The sequence below is a fragment of the Actinomadura sp. NPDC048032 genome, from assembly GCF_040653175.1.
GTDB lineage: Bacteria > Actinomycetota > Actinomycetes > Streptosporangiales > Streptosporangiaceae > Spirillospora > Spirillospora verrucosospora.
In genome coordinates this window covers 1-19,440 of sequence record NZ_JBEZJP010000127.1, presented here as the reverse complement: position 1 = coordinate 19,440, position 19,440 = coordinate 1, and the positions used below count along the sequence as shown (strand labels likewise).

Genomic DNA, 19,440 nt, shown 5'->3' with positions numbered 1-19,440 from the left:
GCGACCGCGAACCCCCGCAGCGCCGCCACGAACCCGGCGTGGACCTGCGCCACGCGGAAGTCGTCGTCCACCACGAGCACGTCGATCATCGCACCATGCGGCCCGCCCCTCCGTGTACGCGGCTCGTCGCCCCGGTCGGCTCAGTCGTGCGAGACGTCGAGGATCATGGAGCCGTTCTTTGCGCGGTGCGGACGCAGCGTGAGGCCGTTGAAGGTCGCGGTGGCGCCGGGCCAGGACGCGTCCATCGAGGCGACCATCACGCCGTTGCGGCCGCGCGAGGAGAAGGTCAGCCGGTTGCCGTCGACCTTGACGTGCAGCGGGTCCAACCCGAGCCTGCGGTCGAACTTGATCGTCTGACCGTCCTTGATCTCGACCTGGCACTCGGCGTCCTCGCAGGCCTTCAGGTCGGTGCCGTCCCTGGCCTCGGACCTGCCCTTCGGTGCCTTGGGCGCCGGGGCCTCCTGCTCCGGTGCGGCGTTCGGCCTGGGAGCGGCGGCGGGCTCCTGCGCGGTGTCCGGCTTCGGCTCGGCGTTCGCCGCCGCGTTCTGGTCCGGCGCCGGGTCGGACGACGAGTCCATGGTGAACGGGCCGGTGCCGAGCGCCGGGTTCGTGCCGGGCGGGGCGTCCGCCTGCGGCGGGGCCGGCGGAGGCGCGGTGCGTGCGACGCTCGCGGCGGCGACGCCGCCGCTGAGCGCCACCGAGATGGCGGCGGTCGTGGTGAGCAAGCCGAGAATCCTTGTGGACATCTCTGCACTCCTGACGAGGTGGGAACTGTGCTCTCTGTCGCCCGGGCGTTACTCACCGTAGCAGAAGGTTACCCAGAGTGTTGATCGACTGGGCGGGCCCGTGTTCAGCCTCGCGGGCGCTCGTCCACGAGGAGGGTCTGCAGGACGCGGCCGAGCTCGCCCGAGCGGTCGGCGAGCGTCCCCTGGCAGAGCGCGCTGCCGCCCGGGGCGGCGTCCAGGGACGCGGCGAGGCACAGCCATTCACCCGCGGGGTCGCGGTGCAGCGCGACGGTCACGTCGGTGTTGATGATCAGCCACTCGGCCACGTCGAGTTGGCTGCCGACGCCCGACGCGCTGTCGGCGAGCGTCAGCGCGCGGACGAGCGGCGTGTCGGCCTCGCCCGCGACCAGCGGGATCCGCGGCCGCGCCCAGACCGTCCCCGGGCCGGGCTCGCCGAAGGCGCCGCTGACGAGCCGCCACTCCATCGCGGACAGGTAGCCGTCCCGGTGCATGCCCGCCCACGCGCCGAACGGCTCCGTCGCCTCGGGCAGGTCCGGCGGCGCGGCGGCGTGCACGACCGGCTCCAGGCGCGCGGGGGCCGCCATGATCCGCCAGGCGCTCGCGCGGGCGACCGGCCGCCCCTCGTGCGCGATCTCGCCTTCGAGGAGGGCGACCCTCCTGCCGGGGCGGACCGTGCGCACGGCGACCTCCAGCTCCGCCACGGGCACGGGGCTGAGGATCTCGACGGTCACCCGCGCCACCCGGGTGCCGGGGACGGGGTCGTGCCGCTCGAAGGCCCGCCCGAGGAGGGCCGAGAACGGGCCGCCGTGCTGGAGGCCCGGCGACCAGGGGCCCGCCGTCGCGGGTGTGGAGGCGAACCGCCCGCCGCCGAGCGGCTCGTAGAACGATCCGGCCGGCGCGTCCTCGCCCATGCTGCGTCCTCCCCGCCCACGACTAGAAGAACATTCTAGAAGGCGAGGGCGGCGGGGACGCCCGGGTCAGCCGCAGAGCTTCTGGGTGGCCGTGCCGGTCTCGATGGACGACCCCCCTTCCGTCGGCGTGGCGCTCGGCGACTCCTTCACCTCGACCTCCTTCACGCCGGCCCAGTCCGCGCCGTCCCAGTCGGCTCCGACCATCACCTGCACCTGGGAGCCGAGCGAGGAGACCTTCTTGCGCTTGGCGTCCGGGATCGCGGCGGCGAGGGTCCGGGCCGAGTCCTCCCGTCCCGGCCCGTACAGGATCTGCGTGGTCTGCTGCCCGCGGCGCGCCACGCCCGGCGCGACGGACACCTTGAAGCCGGCCTTGCGGAGCTCGCCGCCCGCCTTGGTGGCCAGGCCCCGGGTGCCGATCGCGTTGAGGACGCGGACGGAGATGTCGCCCGGCGGCACCGTCAGCTCGTTCTCGGCCTTCTTCGTCGGCGTGGCGCTCGGCTTCGGGCTCTCCGTCGCGAGCGGCTGGTCGCGGCGGAGCCGGGTGAACAGGTCGCGCGCCTTGTGCTGGTCCCATTGGACGGTCGACTGCTGGGACGGCGCGTTCCACAGCACGGTGTTGTAGGCCGGGTTCGACAGCGGCACCTTCGCGAACGTGACGTCGTCGGTCGACAGGTTCTTCATCTGGTCGGCGAGGCCCGGCAGGTTGTCGGCCAGCTTCTCGTCGACGCGCAGCGACTTCAGCGAGGCGTTCAGGAACTTCGTGGACTTGACCGGGTCGCCGAGCGTCTTCGTCGACAGCGCCTGCTTCATCATCGCCGCCATGAACTGCTGCTGCCGGTCGATGCGGCCGAGGTCGCTGCCGCCCGTCAGGGAGTAGCGGGCGCGGGCGAACGCCAGGGCCTTCAGGCCGTCCACGTGCGACTTGCCCGCCGGGAGCTTCAGGCCGCTCTTCTTGTCGTCGACGGCCTGCTCGGTGCACACGTCCACGCCGCCGATCGCGTCGACCATGTGCACGAACCCGTAGAAGTTCACCTCGACGTAGTGGTCGATCGACACGCCGGTGGCCTGCTTGACCGTGCTGACGGTGAGGTCGGGCCCCCCGAACTGGTAGGCCCAGGTGAGCTTGCCGGGACGGGCCGGGACCCGCGTGCCCTTGGCCCCCTCCGACCCGTTCGACCCGTGCCCCGGGATGGTCACGTAGGAGTCGCGGGGCAGGCTCACGACCGAGACGCTGTCGTGGTCGCGGGACACGTGCACCAGCATCATCGTGTCGGAGCGCTCGCCTGCCTCGTGCCCGAGCTTGGCGGCCTTCTGCTGCTCCTTCGTCAGGCCCTCGCGCCGGTCGACGCCGGCGACCAGGATGGTCATGGCGCCCTTCGGCGTGTCCCTGCCCTTGCCGAGCCCGCCGACCGAGACCTTGTCGATCATGCCCGTGACGTAGTTCTGGAACGCCCACGCGCCGCCCGAGGTCAGCAGCACGAACGCCGAGGCCGTCCCGGTCAGGGTGAGGAAGCGCTTCTGCCGCCGCGCGCTCGTCGCCGCCCGCGGGCTCAGCCCCCGGCCCGGCCGGCGCGGCCCGCGCGGGCTCTCCACCGGGACGCGCGGCGCCGGCATCCCGTCGATGGTCACGCCCTCGATGTCGCCGTCGTCCTCGGCCGCGTGGGCGCCGGGACGCGGCCGGAAATAGCGCTCCAGGGGGTCGGCGTCGCCGCGACCCGAGTCGTGCCCGTCTGCCATGCCGGCCGCCGCCTCCCGAAGATCACGTGCTGACGCGAGTCCCCACCACTCTAAAGTGGGGGACACCCGTCCGTTCGCTACCTGGACCTCGTGTCCTTGCAGTAACGTGGCGCCGTCTTGACCACACCCCGGCGGCCCGCACGCAAACCTGGGTGGCGTGGGCTGCGTCAGACAAGCGAGCAAGAGAGAGGAAGGGGCGCCTCACTCCGGTCCGCCGGACGGGAGCGCCCGCGAGCCCACATGAATTCGTCTCCCCATGCCCAGCGCGCCATGAACCAGGAAACCCGCTACGCCGTGAAGCCCCTTCCCGACTCCGGTCAGCGCACGTGGCCCGCCGTCTCGGTGGTGATGCCGGTCCTCAACGAGGAGCGCCACCTGACCGACGCCGTGCGCCGCATCCTCAGCCAGGACTACCCGGGCGAGCTGGAGCTCGTGCTCGCCATCGGGCCGTCCCGCGACCGCACCGAGGAGATCGCCCGCAAGCTGGCCACGGAGGACGCGCGCCTCATCGTCGTCGCGAACCCGACGGGGCGCACCCCCCAGGGCCTCAACATCGCGATCAAGGCCTCGCAGTACTCGATCATCGTCCGGGTGGACGGGCACTCCCTGCTGCCCGCCGACTACGTGCGCGCCGCCGTCGAGACGATGGAGGAGACCGGCGCCGACAACGTCGGCGGGATCATGGCGGCCGAGGGCGTCACCCCGTTCGAGAAGGCCGTCGCGCGCGCGATGACCTCCAAGCTCGGCGTCGGCAACGCGCGCTTCCACACCGGCGGCGAGGCGGGCGAGGTGGAGACGGTCTACCTCGGCACGTTCCGCCGCAGCGCGCTCGACCGCGTCGGCGGCTACGACGAGACGTTCACCCGCGCGCAGGACTGGGAGATGAACCACCGCATCCGGCAGTCCGGCGGCCGGATCTACTTCACGCCCCGCATGCGCGTCACCTACCGGCCCCGGCCCAACCTGCGGGCCCTCGCCAAGCAGTACTTCCACACCGGGCGCTGGCGGCGCGTCGTCGGGCGCGAGCACCAGGGCACGCTCAACCTGCGCTACCTCGCGCCGCCGATCGCCGTCGTGGCGATGGCGGCGGGCGTGGTCGCGGGGGCGTTCGGGTTCTGGCCCGGGTGGATCCTGCCCGGCGGGTACGCGGCCGCGATGATCGCCGGCGCGGCCGTGGAGGGGCGCGGGCTGCCTCCGGCCGCCTGGATCCGGCTCCCGCTCGTCTTCGCCACCATGCACGTGACCTGGGGCGTCGGATTCCTGACCAGCCCGCCGCGGCTCGGCCAGCCCGCTCCGATCAAACCGGGCGAATCCATTCAGTAACGGGGCAAAAAAGTACGATCACCTCCGAACCGCCATGGTGCGCGGCCCGTCTGACCGTTAGGTTTGGCGGGATCTCGCCCGTCGCGGTTCGGAGGTGGCCATGTCCAACGGAGCGCGCCACGGTCTCGGCGTGTTGGTCGGGCTCGTGGTCACCCCGGTGATCGCGCTGTGCCTGATGTTCAGCACGACCAAGTTCACGGACTATTTCCGGTACTTCTTCACCCGGGGGGGCGAGGACCGCTGGATCGGCGCCGCGCTGGTCGTGGTGGCGGCGGTGCTGGTGGGCCTGGCCGCCGGGTCGCGCCTCTCGCCGCTCGCCTCGCTGATCCCGGGGGCCGCCTACACGGCGATCGGCCTCCTCTGGCTCGCGTCGCCGCGCTTCGCGGTCGAGCACTCCGGACGCGATCTGCTGGGCCGCCAGCTCTACCAGGGCTACACGACGCTCGCCCCGTACGGGGTCTTCCTCCTGCTGGGCGTCGCGTTCCTGGTCGCCTCCCTCGCGCCGTCGCGGTGGAGGGCCCGCACCGCGGCCGGGCCGCGGTACGGCGGCCCGCCTCCCGCGCCGATGGGCCCGCCGCCCATGCCCGGCGGCCAGGCGCCCATGGGAGCGCCCCAGCCGCCTCCCGCGCCGGGGCAGAGCCCGCCCTGGCACGGCGCGCCGCAGTACGGGCAGCAGCCCTCCTCGAACCCGCCTCCGCTGCCGCCGGCGCGGCACGCCGAGGAGAGCCGGTCCGAGCCGCCCGCTCGGAGCGGCCGCTCCGACGACGACGAGTCCCCCGGCGAGTGGACGCAGATGTACGGCGGCAACCGCCCGAGCTGACCGCCCGGCCGGCGCCGCCCCTCCGCTACGCCTGGACGGCCGCGAGCACGCCGGGGACGTCGTTGACCACCATCGCGTCGAACCCGGCCTCCGCGTAGGTCGGGGCGGCCTCGGCCGACGGGCACCAGGCGATCGCCTCCAGGCCCGCCTTGTGCGCGATCTCCACGCAGTGCTCCAGCGGCCGCAGCCGCGTGTCGGGGTGCTCGATGCCGCACGATCCGGTGTGCACGGCGACGACGTCCATGCCGAGGCCCGCCGCGGCCGGGACGGCGTGCCACAGCGGGAACCGCAGCCAGGTCAGCAGCCCGAGCGGGACCCCCGGCGCCTCCTCGCGCAGGAACATCAGCAGCGACGGGTCGAACGAGGTGACCAGCAGCCGCCGCCGCTCCGCCTCCCGCCTCAGCACCGGGGCCAGGAGCGCGCCGGTGCGGCGGGACGGCTCGTCCAGCGCGTCCTCCAGCACGGTCTTGACGTCCACGTCCACGGCCACGTCCGCCGGCAGCGCGTCGAAGATCTCGGTGAGCAGCGGCAGCCCGCTCGCGGTGGCGGGCAGGTCGACCAGGTGGTCGCCGTCCACGGTCGTCGGATCGTGTCGCAGGACGAGGGCGTCGTCGGCGGTCCGCGTCACGTCGATCTCGATCCAGGACAGGCCGGCCTCCACCGCGGCGAGCATCGAGGGCAGCGTGTTCTCGGCGACGGCCTCTTGCGCGCCGGGCGGGACGACCTCGCCCGAGCCGAAGCCGCGGTGGCCGATGACGGTGGGGGTGTTCTCGAAGATCACGGTGCTTCCTCGCTGGCGAGATGTTCGGCGATGACGGCGTCGAGCGGCTGGGTGACCTTGAGGTTGCGCTCGCTGCCCGCCACGACCCGGATCGGGACGTCCGGCAGGTAGCGGTGCACGATCCCGCAGTCGTCGGTGGCGCGCAGCCCCGGGTCGGCGAGGGCCAGCTCGTAGGCCTTGCGGATCGTGCCGAGCCGGAAGCCCTGCGGCGTCTGGAACCGGGCCAGCGTCTCGCGCGGCGGCATCGAGGCGACCGTCCCGTCCTCGACCACCACGATCGTGTCGGGCGACGGCACGCCGACCGCGACGGCCTCGCAGGCGTCCAGCGCGTCCAGCACGCGGTCGATGACCGGGCGGTCGACGAACGGGCGGGCCGCGTCGTGGAACAGCACGCGGACGTCGTCCGGGCGGTCCTCCAGCAGGCGCAGCGCCGCCGCGGTGGACGCGGTCCGGGTCGAGCCGCCCTCGATGACCGCCGCCGTCTTGCGGAACGGCGCCGCGATCGAGGCGGCCTCGCGCAGATGCCCGGGCGCCATCACCACCACGACCTCGCCGATGCCCGGATGGGAGTCGAACGCGCGGACCGCGTGCGCCAGGATCGGCCGCCCGCCGACCTCCATGAGCTGTTTGGGGCGGCCGGCGCCCATGCGCGCGCCGACCCCTCCGGCGAGGACCACCGCAACCGTCCGCGTCGCCATCTCTCCCGGTTTCCATGACTCTGCGTAGTCGAGCCACTACGCTTTGCACTGCACTGCTTCTGCGACCGGCTGGAGGCACCGATGGATCAGGCGCCCGCGCGTGAGCGGCCGGTCACGCTCAACGTACCGGACCACCCCGCGATCATCCGCCCGGATCGAGAGGCCGCCGATGCCGTGGACACCCTGGATGCGGAGGGCGCGCGCCCGCGCGGCCCCGCCGAGCCGGGCGGCCTCGTCGCCGCCTACCTGACCGGGCCCTGCGCCGCGGTCGTCGCCCGGTGGGCCGGCGAGCGCGGGATCACCGCCGGCGCCGTGTCGGCGTCCTCGCTCGCGCTCGCGGGCCTGGCGGCGGTGTGGTTCTCCGACGGGGCGCGCGGCGGCCTGGTCGCCGGCGCGCCGCTGCTGGCCGCCTCGCTCGTCCTCGGGCAGGCGGGCGCCGGCCTCGGCCGCCGGGCGAACCCGTTCGCCGTCCGGCCGGACGCCGTCCTCGACCGCGTCGGGGAGCTCGCCGTCTACGCGGGCCTGGCGGCCGGCGCCGCGGCCTCCGGGCGGAGCGCGTGGTGGCTCGCGGTGGGCGCGGCGGCGCTGCTGTCCGTCCGCCACACGGTCTCGGCCTCGTACGCGGCGGGCCGGCGCGCGCGCCGCCCGCGCCCGTCCCGCCGGGGCGGGGTCGCGGGGCGGGCCGTCGAGAGCCTGCGGCTGCCGTTCGGCGAGCGGTTCGCGCTGATCGCGGTCACCGCCGCCCTCGCCGACGCGCGGCTGACGTTCGCGGCCCTGCTCGCGTGGGGCTCCGCCGCCGCCGCGCTGTCCCTGGGCGGACGGGCGGCGAGGTCGCTGGCGCCATGACGGGCGTGCGGACGTACCGCGACGACGGCCCGCTCTCGCGCGCCCTCGGCCGGGCGTCGGGCGGGCGGCTCCCGCCGCTGCCGGTCGCCGCCCTCGCGGCGGCCGCCGCAGCCGTCCTGCTCGCGGCGGGCCCGCTGCCCGGAACGCGGCTCGGGCCCGAGCCGGCGGTGTTCGCGCCGCTCGTCGTGCTGCTGCTGGCCGGGCCCGCGTCCGAGAACCCCCACGCCGGGCGGCTGGACTGGCTGGTTCCGCCTATTCTGCGCGGGATCGAGTATGGTTACCTCGCCGTGTTGGGGGACGCGCGGGCAGTCCCGGCGCCGCTCGTCTACGTGCTGCTCACGGTTCTCGCGCTCCACCACTACGACGCCGCCTACCGCACCCGCCAGGGGCGCCGGCCGCCGCGGTGGGTCCGCCTCGCCGGACTCGGCTGGGAGGGCCGGATGCTGTTCACGGCCTTCGCGGGGGCGTTCGCGCCGCTTCCGTTCGCGTACGCGGCGCTGGCCGCCTACCTTGGCGTGTTGTCCGGCGGAGAGAGCGCCGCCACGTGGGCGCGGCACGGCCGCGCCGGCGCAGTGACGATCGACCTGACGAAGAAGTTGTCCGAGGGTGTGGGGGACGGGCCCCACGGCGAGAGGGAGAAGAAAGCATGATCGGCATGGTGCTGGCGGCGGGCGCGGGCCGGAGGCTGCGGCCGTACACCGACACCCTCCCCAAGGCCCTGGTCCCCGTGAACGGCGAGACCACCATCCTCGACATCGCCCTCGGCAACCTCGCCGAGGTCGGGCTGACCGACGTCGTCATCGTGGTCGGCTACTGCGCGGACGCCGTGCGCAACCGCAAGGCCGCCCTCGAGGAGCGGTACGGCGTGTCGCTGACGCTCGTCCACAACGACAAGGCCGAGGAGTGGAACAACGCCTACTCCATGTGGCTCGCTCGGGAGCACTTCTCCAAGGGCGTCCTGATGGTCAACGGCGACACGGTCCATCCGGTGAGCGTCGAGAAGACACTATTGGCGAACCGCGGACCGGACATCCTCCTGGCGGTGGACGACGTGAAAACTCTCGCCGACGAGGAGATGAAGGTGATCCTCGACGGCGAGGGCCGCCTGAAGACCATCACCAAGCTCATGGACCCCGCCACCGCGAACGGCGAGTACATCGGCGCCACCCTGATCGAGCCCGCCGCCGCCGGGCCGCTGGCCGACGCGCTCAAGGCCACCTGGGAGGGCGACCCCGACCTCTACTACGAGGACGGCTACCAGGAGCTCGTGAACCGCGGCGGACGCATCGGCGTCGCGCCGATCGGCGAGGTCGACTGGGTCGAGGTCGACAACCACGACGACCTGGAGAAGGCCCGCCGGATCGCCAAGGGCTACTGACCGCACGCACGGCACGAACCGACCGCACGACGGCACGAGGAGGCCCATGCCCCTGCTGACGCGGATGCTGAACGCGCCGCTCTCCATCGACGTGCGGCGGGGAGCCGTGGCGACCCTCGGCGAACTGCTCGCCGACAGGCGGATCGCCACCGAGGGGCGCGTCGCGATCGCGGTCGGTCCCGGCCAGGGCGACCAGATCGCCGAGCACGTCCGGCCGTCCCTGGCCGCCTGCGAGGTGTTCCACGTCGAGGGCGGCACCGTCGAGGCGGCGGTCAGCCTGGGCTCCCGGCTGCGCGCCGGGTCCTACGAGGCGGTCGTCGGCATCGGCGGCGGCCGCACGATCGACGCCACCAAGTACGCGGCGACGCTCTCGGGCATCCCGATGGTGTCGGTCGCCACGAACCTGTCGCACGACGGGATCTGCTCGCCGGTGGCCTCCCTCGTCCACGACAAGGGCAAGGGCTCGTTCGGCGTCGTGATGCCGCTGGCGATGATCGTCGACCTCGACTACGTGCGCGCCGCGCCCGACCGGCTCGTCCGCGCCGGGATCGGCGACGTGGTGAGCAACTTCTCCGCCGTGGAGGACTGGCTCCTCGCGGCCGACGAGTGCGGCGAGCGGATCGACCGGATGGCGCTCACCGTGGCGCGCACCGCCGCCGAGGCCCTGCTGCACCAGCCCGGCTCGATCGACTCGGACCGGTTCCTGACGGTCCTCGCCGAGGGGCTCGTCCTCTCGGGCATGGCGATGGCGTTCGCCGGCGACTCCCGCCCGGCGTCCGGCGGCGACCACGAGATCCTGCACGCCATCGACCACCTCTTCCCGGACACCGCCAACCACGGCGAGCTGGCCGGGATCGGCGCCGCGTTCTGCTACCACCTGCGCGCCACCCGGCTCGGTGCGGGCGAGGAGCGGCTCGAAGAGATCCTCGCCTGCCTCGGACGCCACGGACTGCCCCGGTTCCCGGCCGACATCGGGCTGTCCGCCGAGCAGTTCGCGGAGGCGGTGCTGTACGCCCCGCAGACCCGCCCCGGCCGCTATACGATCTTGGAACACCTCAGCCTCGACGAGGGCGAGACCCGCAAGGCGGTGCACGAGTATGTCCAGGCCCATGGAGGCTGAGCTGTCCGGGCAGAACCCTTCCCCGCAGCCCCCCGGCTCCCCCGAACCACCCGGCCCCGCGGAGCCGTCCGGCGACGACCACCGGCCGCACCGCAAGGGCGCGAAGGTCGCCGACATCCGCCGGTACGGCCAGCCGCCCGGTCTGAAGGACCGGCGCAACGAGGAGCACTGGGCCGGCCGCCTCTACATGCGCGACCTGTCCCCGTACTTCGCGTGGATCTCGCTGCGCCTCGGGTTCAGCCCCAACCAGCTGACCTACCTGATGATGCTCAGCGGCGTCCTCGCCGGCGTCGCGGTGTCGCTGCCCGTCGACCCGCTGTGGACGGCCCTCGCCGGCGCGTTCCTCATCCAGGTCTACCTGCTGCTCGACTGCGTCGACGGCGAGGTCGCCCGCTACCTGCGGCAGACGTCGGTCGCCGGGGTGTTCCTCGACCGGATCGGCCACTACCTGTCGGAGGTGTCGCTGCTCGCGGGGCTCGGCTTCATGGCGCAGGGCGGCTGGGAGAACGGCGGCTGGGTCGAGCTCGGCCTGCTCGCCGCCCTCGGCGCCGCGCTGATCAAGGCGGAGACCGACAACGTCGTCGTCGCCCGCGCCAAGTCCGGGCTGACCGCCGACCCGACCGGCGGCGACCGCGCGCTGAGGCCCCGCTCCACCGGCATCGCGCTGGCCCGGCAGGCGGCGTCCATGCTGCGCTTCCACCGCATCATCGGCGCGGTCGAGCTGTCGCTGCTCATCCTCGCCGCCGCCGTGATCGACACCCTCACCGGCGCGGACGACCCCGTCGCGGTCCGCGTCCTGACGGTCGCCGTCGCCGCCGTCGCCGTCCTGCAGACGCTGCTGCACCTCGTCAGCATCCTGGCCTCCCGGAGGCTGAAGTGAAACTGTCCGTCGTCGTCCTCACCATGGGCAACCGGCCGGAGGAGCTCGCCCGCGCCGTCCGCAGCGCCCTGGAGCAGGAGCATGTGGACGTCGAGGTCGTCCTCGTCGGGAACGGCGCCGACCCCGTCGGCGAGGCGGCGGGCGCGCCGCCGTTCGACGACGAGCGCGTCAAGACCCTCAGCCTCCCGAAGAACCTCGGCATCCCGGGCGGCCGCAACCGCGGCGTGGAGGCGTCCTGCGGCGACGTCATCCTGTTCCTGGACGACGACGGCTGGTACCGCTCGCCCCGCCTCGGCGCCCACCTGCGCGACCGGTTCTCCGCCGAGCCCGACCTCGGCGTCGTCTCGTTCCGCGTCCGCGACCCCGAGGGCGGGCGCGGCGAGCGCCGCCACGTCCCGCGCCTGCGCGCGGGCGACCCGGAGCGCTCGTCCCCCGTCACCACGTTCCTCGGCGGCGCCTGCGCGATCCGCCGCGCCGCGTTCGACGCCGGCGGCGGCCTCCCCGAGGACTTCTTCTACGCCCACGAGGAGACCGACCTCGCCTGGCAGATCCTCAACGCCGGCTACCGCATCGTCTACGACGCCTCGGCGGTGATGTTCCACCCCGCCGTCCTGCCGACGCGGCACGCCATGTTCTACCGCTACAACGCCCGCAACCGCGTGTGGCTGGCGCGCCGCAACCTGCCGTGGCCGCTGGCGCTCACCTACCTCGCCGTGTGGGTCGGCATGACCCTCCTGCGCGAGCGCAAGCCGAGCGCCCTCAAGCCGTGGTTCAAGGGCTTCGTGGAGGGCTGGCGCAAGTCCGCCGGGCCCCGCCGCCCCATCTCCTACCGCACCGCATGGCGCATGACCCGCACGGGCCGCCCCCCGATCATCTAGGGGTTCGCGCCTTCCCAGGGGGCGACCGCCTGGGACTCCCGCCACGCGCCGGACGATCCTCACGCCACGGGTCAGGGGGTCGTCACGGCCGCGACGATGAGGCGGGTCAGTTCGGTGGTGATGTCGTCCAGGGGGACGTGCTGGTCGCGGGCCGACCAGTGGTGGACGAGGTTGTTCACGGCGCCGATGACGGCGATCATCGTGAGCCCGTGGTCGCGGTCGGCGGCCTCGCCGCGCTCGGCGGCCTCGCGGACCATCGCGAGCATCGCGTCCTCCCACTGGCCGCGCCAGCGGAAGCGGTGCCGCTCCAGGCCGGCGCTGACGCCGATCACCTCGACGAACGCGATGCGGGCCCAGCGCGGGTCGCTCGCGGTAACGGTGACGAACGCGCGGACGGCGCTCTCGACGCGGGCCGGGAAGGCGGCGCCCGCCTCCCTCCCGTACGCGGCGGAGACGGCCTCGGCGGCGCGCTCGTTGATCCCGCGGTGCAGCGTGGTGAGCAGCTCCTCGCGCCCGGAGAACTCCTCGTAGAAGTTGCGGGTCGACACGCTCGCGGTCGCGCACAGCCGCTCGATGGACGTCGCCGCGTACCCGCGCGTCCCGAACAGTTCGAGCCCGGCGGCCAGCAGGCGGTCGCGCCGCTCCGCACGGCGCTCCTCGGCCGACCGGCCTGCGTAGCTGCGCCTGGGTGCGGGATTGCGGCCGCTCATCGGTCTCCGTTCACCCGTGCGGATGGGGCAGCGTCAGCCTAACGCCGGGCGGAGCGGCGCAGGGCCCCGTCAGCCGGTGACCAGCGCGTCCCTCCACTCGGGGTCGGCGGTGAGGACGGTCAGCCGCTGCGTGGCCCGCGACACCGCCACGTACAGCACGCGCAGCCCGCGCGGGGACTGGGCGGCGACGGTCTCCGGCGCCACGATCACGGCGGCGTCGAACTCCAGGCCCTTGGCCTCCAGGACGTCGAGCACCTGGACGCGCTCGGGCAGTCCCGCGCCGAGCCGGTCGCGTTCGGCGGCGTCCCAGGCGGCGGCGGACCCCCCGAACAGCGAGGCCTGGCCGCCGGACTCCTCCAGGGAGAGCGGGACGATCAGGCCGATGGTGCCGTCGACCTGGCCGAGCAGCTCCTCGACGGCGGCGCGGGCGGCGGAGCCGAGCCCGGGCTCGGGGACGACCCGGACGACCGGCTCGATCCCGGACGTGCGGACGGCGCGGGCCGGCTTCGCGTCCGGCAGCGCGCGGGCGAGCACCCGCGCGGAGACGGCGGCGATCTCGGTGGAGTTGCGGTAGTTCGTGGTCAGCTCGTACTCGTGCCGGGCGCGGGGCGGGGGCGCCTTGCGGCCCCGGCGGCGGTTCCGGGACGCGGGGCGCTCGCCGCCGAGCGCGGCCTCCATCGCCCGCCGGGCGGCGGGCAGGTCCTCCCAGGCGCTCTGGGCCGGGTCCTCGACGACCGTCCAGCTCGCCTGGCGGCCGCGGCGGCCGAGCATCCGCCACTGCATGGGGGACAGGTCCTGCGCCTCGTCCACCACGAGGTGCGCGTACTCGGGGCGCTCCTCGACCACGCCGTCGTCGACGCGGCGGGAGCGCTCCAGCCGCTCGATGGACGTGGTGAGCTCCCGCATCTCCGGCTCCCACGTCTCGTCGACGACCTCCTCGCCGGTGAGGATGTTGACGCCGTCCACGACGAACGGGTCGTCCTCGGACGGCGCGCCGCGGCGGCGGGACGGCCGGGGCGGGGAGCCGAGCAGCGCGTCGATCTCGTCGAGCAGCGCGACGTCCTGGTAGCTGAGCGGCGCGCCGTCGCCGGCCCAGGAGGCGGCGAGCGGCTCGACGTCGGCGCGGTCGACGTCGCGCCCGGCGACGCGGCGCAGGCGGGACGGGTCGCCGAGTGAGCGCAGCACGTCCAGCGGGCGGCGGATCGGCCACCAGGCGACGAGGAAGTCGGTGAACGCGCGCTGCTCGCGGACCCGCGCGTCGAACTGGGCGCGCTTCGGGTCGCCGCCCGTGGCCCCGTTGCCGCGCGCGGGCTCCTCGTCGAGGGAGGCCAGCCCGTCGGCGGCGAGGATCGCGTTCCACAGGCCCGCCTCGGCGCCCTCCTCGGCCTCGGCCGCCTCGGGGCCCCCGACCTCGCCGAAGCGGTGCCAGAGGGCGTCCAGGAGCATCTCCGCGGCCCGGCCGCGGGCCGCGTTCACGCTGCCGCGGCTGCGCCGGTGGACCTCGTTCCGGATGCGGTCGAGGCGGGCGCGGTCGAGGGCGACGACGACGCCCTTGAACACCACGCGCAGCTCGTCCGGGGCGCCGGGGGCGTGGTCGGCGACGGCGCGCCGCAGCACCGTCACCATCGCCTCCGCGCCCTTGACGCGGGCGAGCCGCGGCGTGTCGTGGACGGTGGCGGTGGCGCCGTCGACGAGGTCGCCGAGCGAGCGGAGCGTCGCCGACCCCTCGCCGAGCGACGGCAGCACGCGCTCGATGTAGGCGGTGAACCGGCGGTTCGGGCCGACGACGAGGACGCCGCGGGACCCGAACCGGCGGCGGTGCCGGAACAGCAGGTAGGCGACGCGGTGCAGCGCCACGGCCGTCTTGCCGGTGCCGGGGGCGCCGCGCACCAGGACCGTCCCGTCGGCGGGGGCCCGGATCACCTCGTCCTGCTCGCGCTGGATCGTCGCGACGATGTCGCGCATCGCGCCCTCGCGCGTGCGGGCGAGGGAGGCGAGGAACGCGCCGTCGCCGATGACGGTCATCCCGTCGGACGCCTCGGGGTCGAGGAGGTCGTCCTCCAGGTCGACGACGGTGTGGCCGCGCGAGTGCAGCACGCGGCGGCGCACGACGCCGCGCGGGTCTTCGGGGGTGGCGCGGTAGAAGTCCTCGGCGGCGGGCGCCCGCCAGTCGATGACGAGCGAGTCGTGCTCGCTGGTGCGGACGCCGACGCGGCCGATGTAGCGGACCTCTCGGGAGGCCAGGTCGAGCCGGCCGAACACCAGGCCGTCGTCGGCCACGTCGAGGGCCTGGACGCGCAGGGCCGCCTGGTGGACCATCGCGTCCCGGTCGACGAGCGAGCCCTTGGTGCCGGCGAGCGACTGGCGGTAGCCCTCGCGGATCATGGCCTGGGCGTCCGCGCGCATCTCCTCCAGCCGCGTGTAGGCGGTGTCGACGTAGCGCTGTTCGGCGGCGATCTCCCGGTCCTTGACCGTGCCGCGCGGATCGGTCGGGCGCCCGTTGACCTGGGACGACATGCAGGCTGCTCCTCGCGCGTGTGTCATGCCGGGGACATCCCCGGCACCCCGAAGGCGAAAGAGACAGCTTATGCGGTCCGGATGACGTTCAGCGTCGGGCGAGTGCCGCCAGGAGCGGTCGGCGCGCCGGCCGGACCCGTACGTGGACGTCCGGGGCGGGGCGCGCGAGCGAGCGGTCCATCGCGTCGAGGACGAGGCCGTGCGGCGTCCCGGCGGCCGCGTGGACGCAGCGCAGCGTCACGCCCTGCCCGCCGTGCTCGGCCCAGAGCGCGTCGGCGTAGGCGGCCACGGCCGCGGCGGACGGGCTCGCGGGCGGGCCCGAGGCGTCCGGGCAGAGGAACAGCTCTCCGGCCCGCCGTTCCAGCATCCCCGGCAGAGTGGCCTGGACGACGACGGCGGCGCCGAGGACGTTCGTCCGCAGGTCGTCCTCCACCTCGCCGAGCGGCCGCGCCAGGACCGGCCCGGACGGCGCGGCCGACGCGGCGTGGACGACGCGGTGCACCGGGCCGGCCATCGCCAGCACCCCCGCCACGGCGCCGGGGTCGGTGACGTCGCACACCCGCGCGTGGGTGTTGGGGGAGCGCTGCGCCGTCTTGGCGAGGCCGAGCTCGTCCACGTCCACCGCGACGACGTCCCACGCCGCCGCGGCGAGCCGTCGCGCCGCCATGGCGCCGAGCCCGTGCGCGGCGCCGGTCACCAGGGCCGTCCGCTTCACGTGCGCACCTCCTCGGCGCCCTGGAAGACCATCCGCAGATGCCCGACCGTGCTCGTGGTGAGCGCCCGCGCCCGGTCGAGCCCGAGCCCGCGCAGCTCGTCGGCCACCGGATGGTCGCCGAGGACGACCTTCGCGCCGCCCGGACGGGTCCGGACGCCGGACGGCGTGAGCGTCCACGGCGTCCGGCGGGTCACGCCGTCCAGGCAGGAGTAGGCGTCGACGCTCGGGGCCGCCGAGCCGGCCGGCGTCGGCACGCCCGGCCGGATCGCCACCTCGATCGCCGTCCGCCCGCCGAACCGCACCGCGCAGCGCTTCACGCGCCCGGAGAGGTCCATGGGGATGTCGGCGATCTCCTTGGGGAAGCCCCAGATCGTCCGTCCGGCCTCCAGGGTGAACTCCTGGTTGACCGGCAGCCAGTGGATGAACGCGCCGATCCCGCGCATCCGCCCGAGCACGCCCGGCGACGGCGCCGCGCCGGGCGGGCGCACCAGGAACGCGACGGCGAACTCGTGGTAGGGGCCGAGGTCGCCCTCGGCGTACCGGACGAACGCCAGCGAGCAGACGGCCCTGCCGGGCAGCGGCTCCGCGACGGCGAGCCCGGAGTAGGCGATGACGTCCTGGGCGGCGCGGGCGGGCACGACGAACATCGCCGAGCCGACGGCGGCGTCACGGATCCGTACCGGAAGCGCGACCCGCTCGCCCTGGATCATGTGCGCGTGTGCGGTCGTGGTCACACCGCTAAGTAGAACAGGTTCTCGTTTTGCTGCCAAGCACCGGAGCCCGGCAAGGGGGGTCAGCCCTTCCCGACGGCCGTCCGGATCCGGTCGAGCGTGGCGCGCATCCCCTCGCGGTTCACCTCGGCGCGCTCCCCGGCGGGGACGCCGGTGAAGACCTTGCCGAGCAGCGACACGAACCCGGCGCCCCGGTGGTCGCGGCGCTGGTCCTCCCAGTACTCGGTGAGGCGGGTGCGGGGCGCGGACGGGTCCTCGGAGACGTTCTCGAACCGGTACCCCCACAGCGCCACCGGCACCCCGAAGCTCGACACCCGGAAGGCGAACACCTCACCGGGCACCGCCGCGCTCACCTGGCAGGTGGTGAACCACACGCGCCAGCCGATGCGGTTGAAGCCGACGAACCTCGTCCCCGGCCTGACGGCGCGCCCGCGCACCCACGTCGCGAACACCTCCGGGCTCCACTCGCCCATCCGCCGCAGATCCGCGACGGCCGCGTACACGTCCCGCGCCGGCGCGGCGACGACCACGCTCTCCTCGACGACCCACTCGCGCTCCATGGGACCGCATCCTCCCACTCGATGACCGGTGGGTCACAGGAGGTGGGCGAAACGGCGCCGCCAGTCGGCGTACCAGGCTCTGAACCACGGCTCGGACTCGGCCAGCGGGACGACGTAGGTGAGCGTCTCGGCGTAGTAGCGGCGCTGGAAGTCCGGCGCCATCCGGTCGAGGGTCTGCACGTTGCTGGCGCGGTCGGCGAGCTTGACCAGGACCGCCTCGCGCGGGGCCTCGCCCAGGCGCCGCAGGTAGGCGGCCTTGGCGGCGCGCTTGGCCTGGCGCCCGGCGCCCGCGGCGGGCGGCTTGGTGACCCAGTCGACCAGTTCGGTCACCTCGGGGCCGAACTCGGCCTCGACGTCGGCGAGGGAGGCGGGCGTGTCCTCGACGACGTCGTGCAGGACCGCGGCGGACAGGACGGCGGGCGTCGTCACCCCCGCCCCGCGCACCAGCACTTCGAGGGCTTCCAGCAGGTGCTCGACGTAGGGGTCGCCGGTCGGCCGCCGCTGGTCGCCGTGCCAGCGCAGGGCGGCGGCGACGGCCCGTTCCAGGCCGTCCACGTCGACGGGCGCGCCGGACGCGGCGATGTCCGCGCGGGCCGTCTCCCAGGCGTGCCAGCGGGTGAAGACCTCCACGGTTCGCTCCGTTCTTCCCGGCCGTGTCGCGCGGGAGCCCCGCACAGGGCATGGTGGGTGTCGTCCTTATGAGCAGTCCTCGGTGATAACCGTACGTGGAGGGAGGCGGCGCGGTCGTGGTCGGGAGCCGGCAGCGGCCTGACGGCCGACCGGAGTCCGTGGGCAGGGTCCGCGTCACGCTCGGCCTCCTGTCCGGGGCGGTCGCCGTCGCGCTCTGCGTCGTCCTCGTCGACACCTACGTGCTGCGCGCCGAGTGGTGGCAGGTCCGCCACACCGTGACCGGGGAGCCCGTGGCGCCGCAGAGCGGCGTGGGTCCGCCGCCGGGCCCGCTGGCGGTGAGCTGGGAGCATTCGACGCGGACGCACCGCGGCTCGGTCGCGGGCTACGACGGCGTCGCCTACCAGGTCGCGCAGGGGCAGGTCGTGACGGCGTCCGGGCACGGCATCGAGGCGCGCGACGCGCGCACCGGCGGGGCCCGCTGGAGCTACCGGCGCGCCGGGTGGTCCCTGCTCGGCTGGACGTCCACGGGGTCGCGGGTCGTCGCCTACTTCGAGCGGGACGGCGACCGCGGCGAGCGGACGCTCGTCGCGTTCGACGCGCTGTCGGGCGGGCAGCTGTGGCGGCGCGCGGACGAGCGTCCCGCCGCGGTCTCCCGGACGACGCTGCGCTGGCCCGCCGGGTCCGACGTGCTGCTCACCGCCGACGAGGGGCGCCGGACGCTGTTCGGGGTGTCGGCCGTGACGGGGAACCGGGTGTGGCGGCTGGCGCTGCCGCGCGGCTGCCGGTTGTTCGAGGGCGGGGCGCACCCGTCCGACGGCCGGGAGGGGCTCGCCGCGGTGGGCCTGCGCTGCGCGGCCCCCGGCGGCGGCAAGGGGCGCCGGAGCCGGCTGCTCGCGCTCGACCCGACGAAGGGCCTCGTGCGCTGGGAACGGGGGCTCGACTCCCGGGAGTCTCCCGAGGTGTCGATGCTGGACGGCGTGACGCTCGTCTCGGACGGGACGGCCCTGCGCGCGTTCGACGACGGCGGCCGCCAGTTCGCGGTCTGGAAGGGCGACGGGGTCTGCGGCGACCTGATGTGCCCGGGCGTGCTCGCGCCGGGCCGGCTCGTGGTCGTCTACCACCCGGACGGGGCGGGCACCGAGGGGACCGGAGCCGGGACGGGGACCGGCGGCGCCGGCGGCGTGGCGGCGGAGGAAGCCCGCATGGAGGCGGTGGACGTGCGGTCCGGGCGGGTCGGGTGGAGCCGGGACGTGCCCGCGTACACCGCCCTCGCGCAGGCCGGCGGGCAGGTGTTCGCGCTGCGCCCGCGGCTGTCGGAGCGGCTGCTGCCCGCGGGCGTCGACATCGTCGAGCCCGGCGACGGGAGCACCACGACCGCGCCCGCGCCGTTCTCGATGGACCCCGACCTGCCGGGCGTCCGGCCCTGGCTGGCGGCCGCCGGCGGGCTGCTGTACGCGGC

General features: G+C 74.7%; 20 protein-coding genes. 9 read left to right on the top strand and 11 right to left on the bottom strand.

What is annotated here, in order from left to right:
* Positions 1-140: 140 nt before the first annotated feature.
* The 3 genes from AB0C69_RS18815 to AB0C69_RS18805 all read right to left on the bottom strand — a co-directional run bounded on the left by AB0C69_RS18815 (position 141) and on the right by AB0C69_RS18805 (position 3,394).
* Positions 141-746 carry a hypothetical protein gene (locus tag AB0C69_RS18815; RefSeq protein WP_360354991.1) on the bottom strand — a complete coding sequence of 202 codons (606 nt, stop codon included), beginning with the start codon at positions 744-746 and terminating at the stop codon, positions 141-143.
* Positions 747-850: 104 nt separating this feature from the next.
* Positions 851-1,657, bottom strand: a complete 807-nt coding sequence (locus tag AB0C69_RS18810; protein WP_360354988.1) for a thioesterase family protein — start codon at positions 1,655-1,657, stop codon at positions 851-853.
* 66 nt (positions 1,658-1,723) lie between these two features.
* Positions 1,724-3,394, bottom strand: a complete 1,671-nt coding sequence (locus tag AB0C69_RS18805) for an LCP family protein (protein ID WP_360354986.1) — start codon at positions 3,392-3,394, stop codon at positions 1,724-1,726.
* 270 nt (positions 3,395-3,664) lie between these two features.
* On the opposite strand from AB0C69_RS18805, the gene AB0C69_RS18800 reads away from it, so the two are divergent.
* Complete coding sequence (locus AB0C69_RS18800; RefSeq protein WP_345187739.1) at positions 3,665-4,717, top strand: glycosyltransferase family 2 protein; 1,053 nt, start codon at positions 3,665-3,667, stop codon at positions 4,715-4,717.
* A gap of 100 nt (positions 4,718-4,817) precedes the next feature.
* Complete coding sequence (locus tag AB0C69_RS18795; RefSeq protein WP_345187736.1) at positions 4,818-5,537, top strand: hypothetical protein; 720 nt, start codon at positions 4,818-4,820, stop codon at positions 5,535-5,537.
* A gap of 25 nt (positions 5,538-5,562) precedes the next feature.
* On the opposite strand, the gene AB0C69_RS18790 is transcribed toward AB0C69_RS18795, so the two are convergent.
* Both AB0C69_RS18790 and ispD read right to left on the bottom strand, forming a co-directional pair.
* Positions 5,563-6,318, bottom strand: a complete 756-nt coding sequence (locus AB0C69_RS18790) for a glycerophosphodiester phosphodiesterase (protein ID WP_360354981.1) — start codon at positions 6,316-6,318, stop codon at positions 5,563-5,565.
* Positions 6,315-7,016 (bottom strand): 2-C-methyl-D-erythritol 4-phosphate cytidylyltransferase, encoded by a 702-nt coding sequence (gene ispD, locus AB0C69_RS18785; protein WP_360354979.1) that lies wholly within the window; start codon positions 7,014-7,016, stop codon positions 6,315-6,317. The genes AB0C69_RS18790 and ispD overlap by 4 nt, the downstream gene beginning before the upstream one ends.
* A gap of 81 nt (positions 7,017-7,097) precedes the next feature.
* On the opposite strand from ispD, the gene AB0C69_RS18780 reads away from it, so the two are divergent.
* From AB0C69_RS18780 to AB0C69_RS18755, 6 genes are read left to right on the top strand one after another with little or no spacing between them, the layout of a single operon-like run.
* A complete protein-coding gene (locus AB0C69_RS18780; protein ID WP_360354976.1) occupies positions 7,098-7,862 on the top strand; it encodes a hypothetical protein in 765 nt (254 codons plus the stop codon).
* Positions 7,859-8,512 (top strand): DUF5941 domain-containing protein, encoded by a 654-nt coding sequence (locus AB0C69_RS18775; protein WP_360354974.1) that lies wholly within the window; start codon positions 7,859-7,861, stop codon positions 8,510-8,512. The genes AB0C69_RS18780 and AB0C69_RS18775 overlap by 4 nt, the downstream gene beginning before the upstream one ends.
* Entirely contained in the window at positions 8,509-9,240 is a 732-nt protein-coding gene (locus AB0C69_RS18770) for a phosphocholine cytidylyltransferase family protein (RefSeq protein ID WP_360354971.1), read from the top strand. The genes AB0C69_RS18775 and AB0C69_RS18770 overlap by 4 nt, the downstream gene beginning before the upstream one ends.
* A 46-nt stretch (positions 9,241-9,286) precedes the next feature.
* On the top strand, positions 9,287-10,360 hold the full coding sequence (locus AB0C69_RS18765; protein WP_360354969.1) for an iron-containing alcohol dehydrogenase family protein: 1,074 nt from the start codon (positions 9,287-9,289) through the stop codon (positions 10,358-10,360).
* Positions 10,350-11,240, top strand: a complete 891-nt coding sequence (locus AB0C69_RS18760) for a CDP-alcohol phosphatidyltransferase family protein (protein ID WP_345177639.1) — start codon at positions 10,350-10,352, stop codon at positions 11,238-11,240. Before AB0C69_RS18765 ends, AB0C69_RS18760 begins: the two co-directional genes overlap by 11 nt.
* Complete coding sequence (locus tag AB0C69_RS18755) at positions 11,237-12,118, top strand: glycosyltransferase family 2 protein (protein ID WP_345177642.1); 882 nt, start codon at positions 11,237-11,239, stop codon at positions 12,116-12,118. The genes AB0C69_RS18760 and AB0C69_RS18755 overlap by 4 nt, the downstream gene beginning before the upstream one ends.
* Before the next feature lie 71 nt (positions 12,119-12,189).
* On the opposite strand, the gene AB0C69_RS18750 is transcribed toward AB0C69_RS18755, so the two are convergent.
* The 6 genes from AB0C69_RS18750 to AB0C69_RS18725 all read right to left on the bottom strand — a co-directional run bounded on the left by AB0C69_RS18750 (position 12,190) and on the right by AB0C69_RS18725 (position 17,981).
* Positions 12,190-12,828, bottom strand: coding sequence for a TetR/AcrR family transcriptional regulator (locus AB0C69_RS18750; RefSeq protein ID WP_360354965.1), 639 nt, complete (start codon positions 12,826-12,828; stop codon positions 12,190-12,192).
* A gap of 69 nt (positions 12,829-12,897) precedes the next feature.
* A complete protein-coding gene (locus tag AB0C69_RS18745) occupies positions 12,898-15,345 on the bottom strand; it encodes an AAA family ATPase (protein WP_360354962.1) in 2,448 nt (815 codons plus the stop codon).
* Between the two features lie 88 nt (positions 15,346-15,433).
* Positions 15,434-16,060, bottom strand: a complete 627-nt coding sequence (locus AB0C69_RS18740) for an SDR family NAD(P)-dependent oxidoreductase (protein WP_353835551.1) — start codon at positions 16,058-16,060, stop codon at positions 15,434-15,436.
* Entirely contained in the window at positions 16,057-16,794 is a 738-nt protein-coding gene (locus AB0C69_RS18735) for an acetoacetate decarboxylase family protein (protein ID WP_360354959.1), read from the bottom strand. Before AB0C69_RS18735 ends, AB0C69_RS18740 begins: the two co-directional genes overlap by 4 nt.
* Positions 16,795-16,853: 59 nt before the next feature.
* On the bottom strand, positions 16,854-17,351 hold the full coding sequence (locus AB0C69_RS18730) for an SRPBCC family protein (RefSeq protein ID WP_360354956.1): 498 nt from the start codon (positions 17,349-17,351) through the stop codon (positions 16,854-16,856).
* Positions 17,352-17,384: 33 nt separating this feature from the next.
* Positions 17,385-17,981, bottom strand: coding sequence for an HD domain-containing protein (locus AB0C69_RS18725; protein ID WP_353835549.1), 597 nt, complete (start codon positions 17,979-17,981; stop codon positions 17,385-17,387).
* Between the two features lie 158 nt (positions 17,982-18,139).
* On the opposite strand from AB0C69_RS18725, the gene AB0C69_RS18720 reads away from it, so the two are divergent.
* The coding region (locus AB0C69_RS18720) for a PQQ-binding-like beta-propeller repeat protein (protein ID WP_360354952.1) at positions 18,140-19,440 on the top strand (1,301 nt) is incomplete at its 3' end.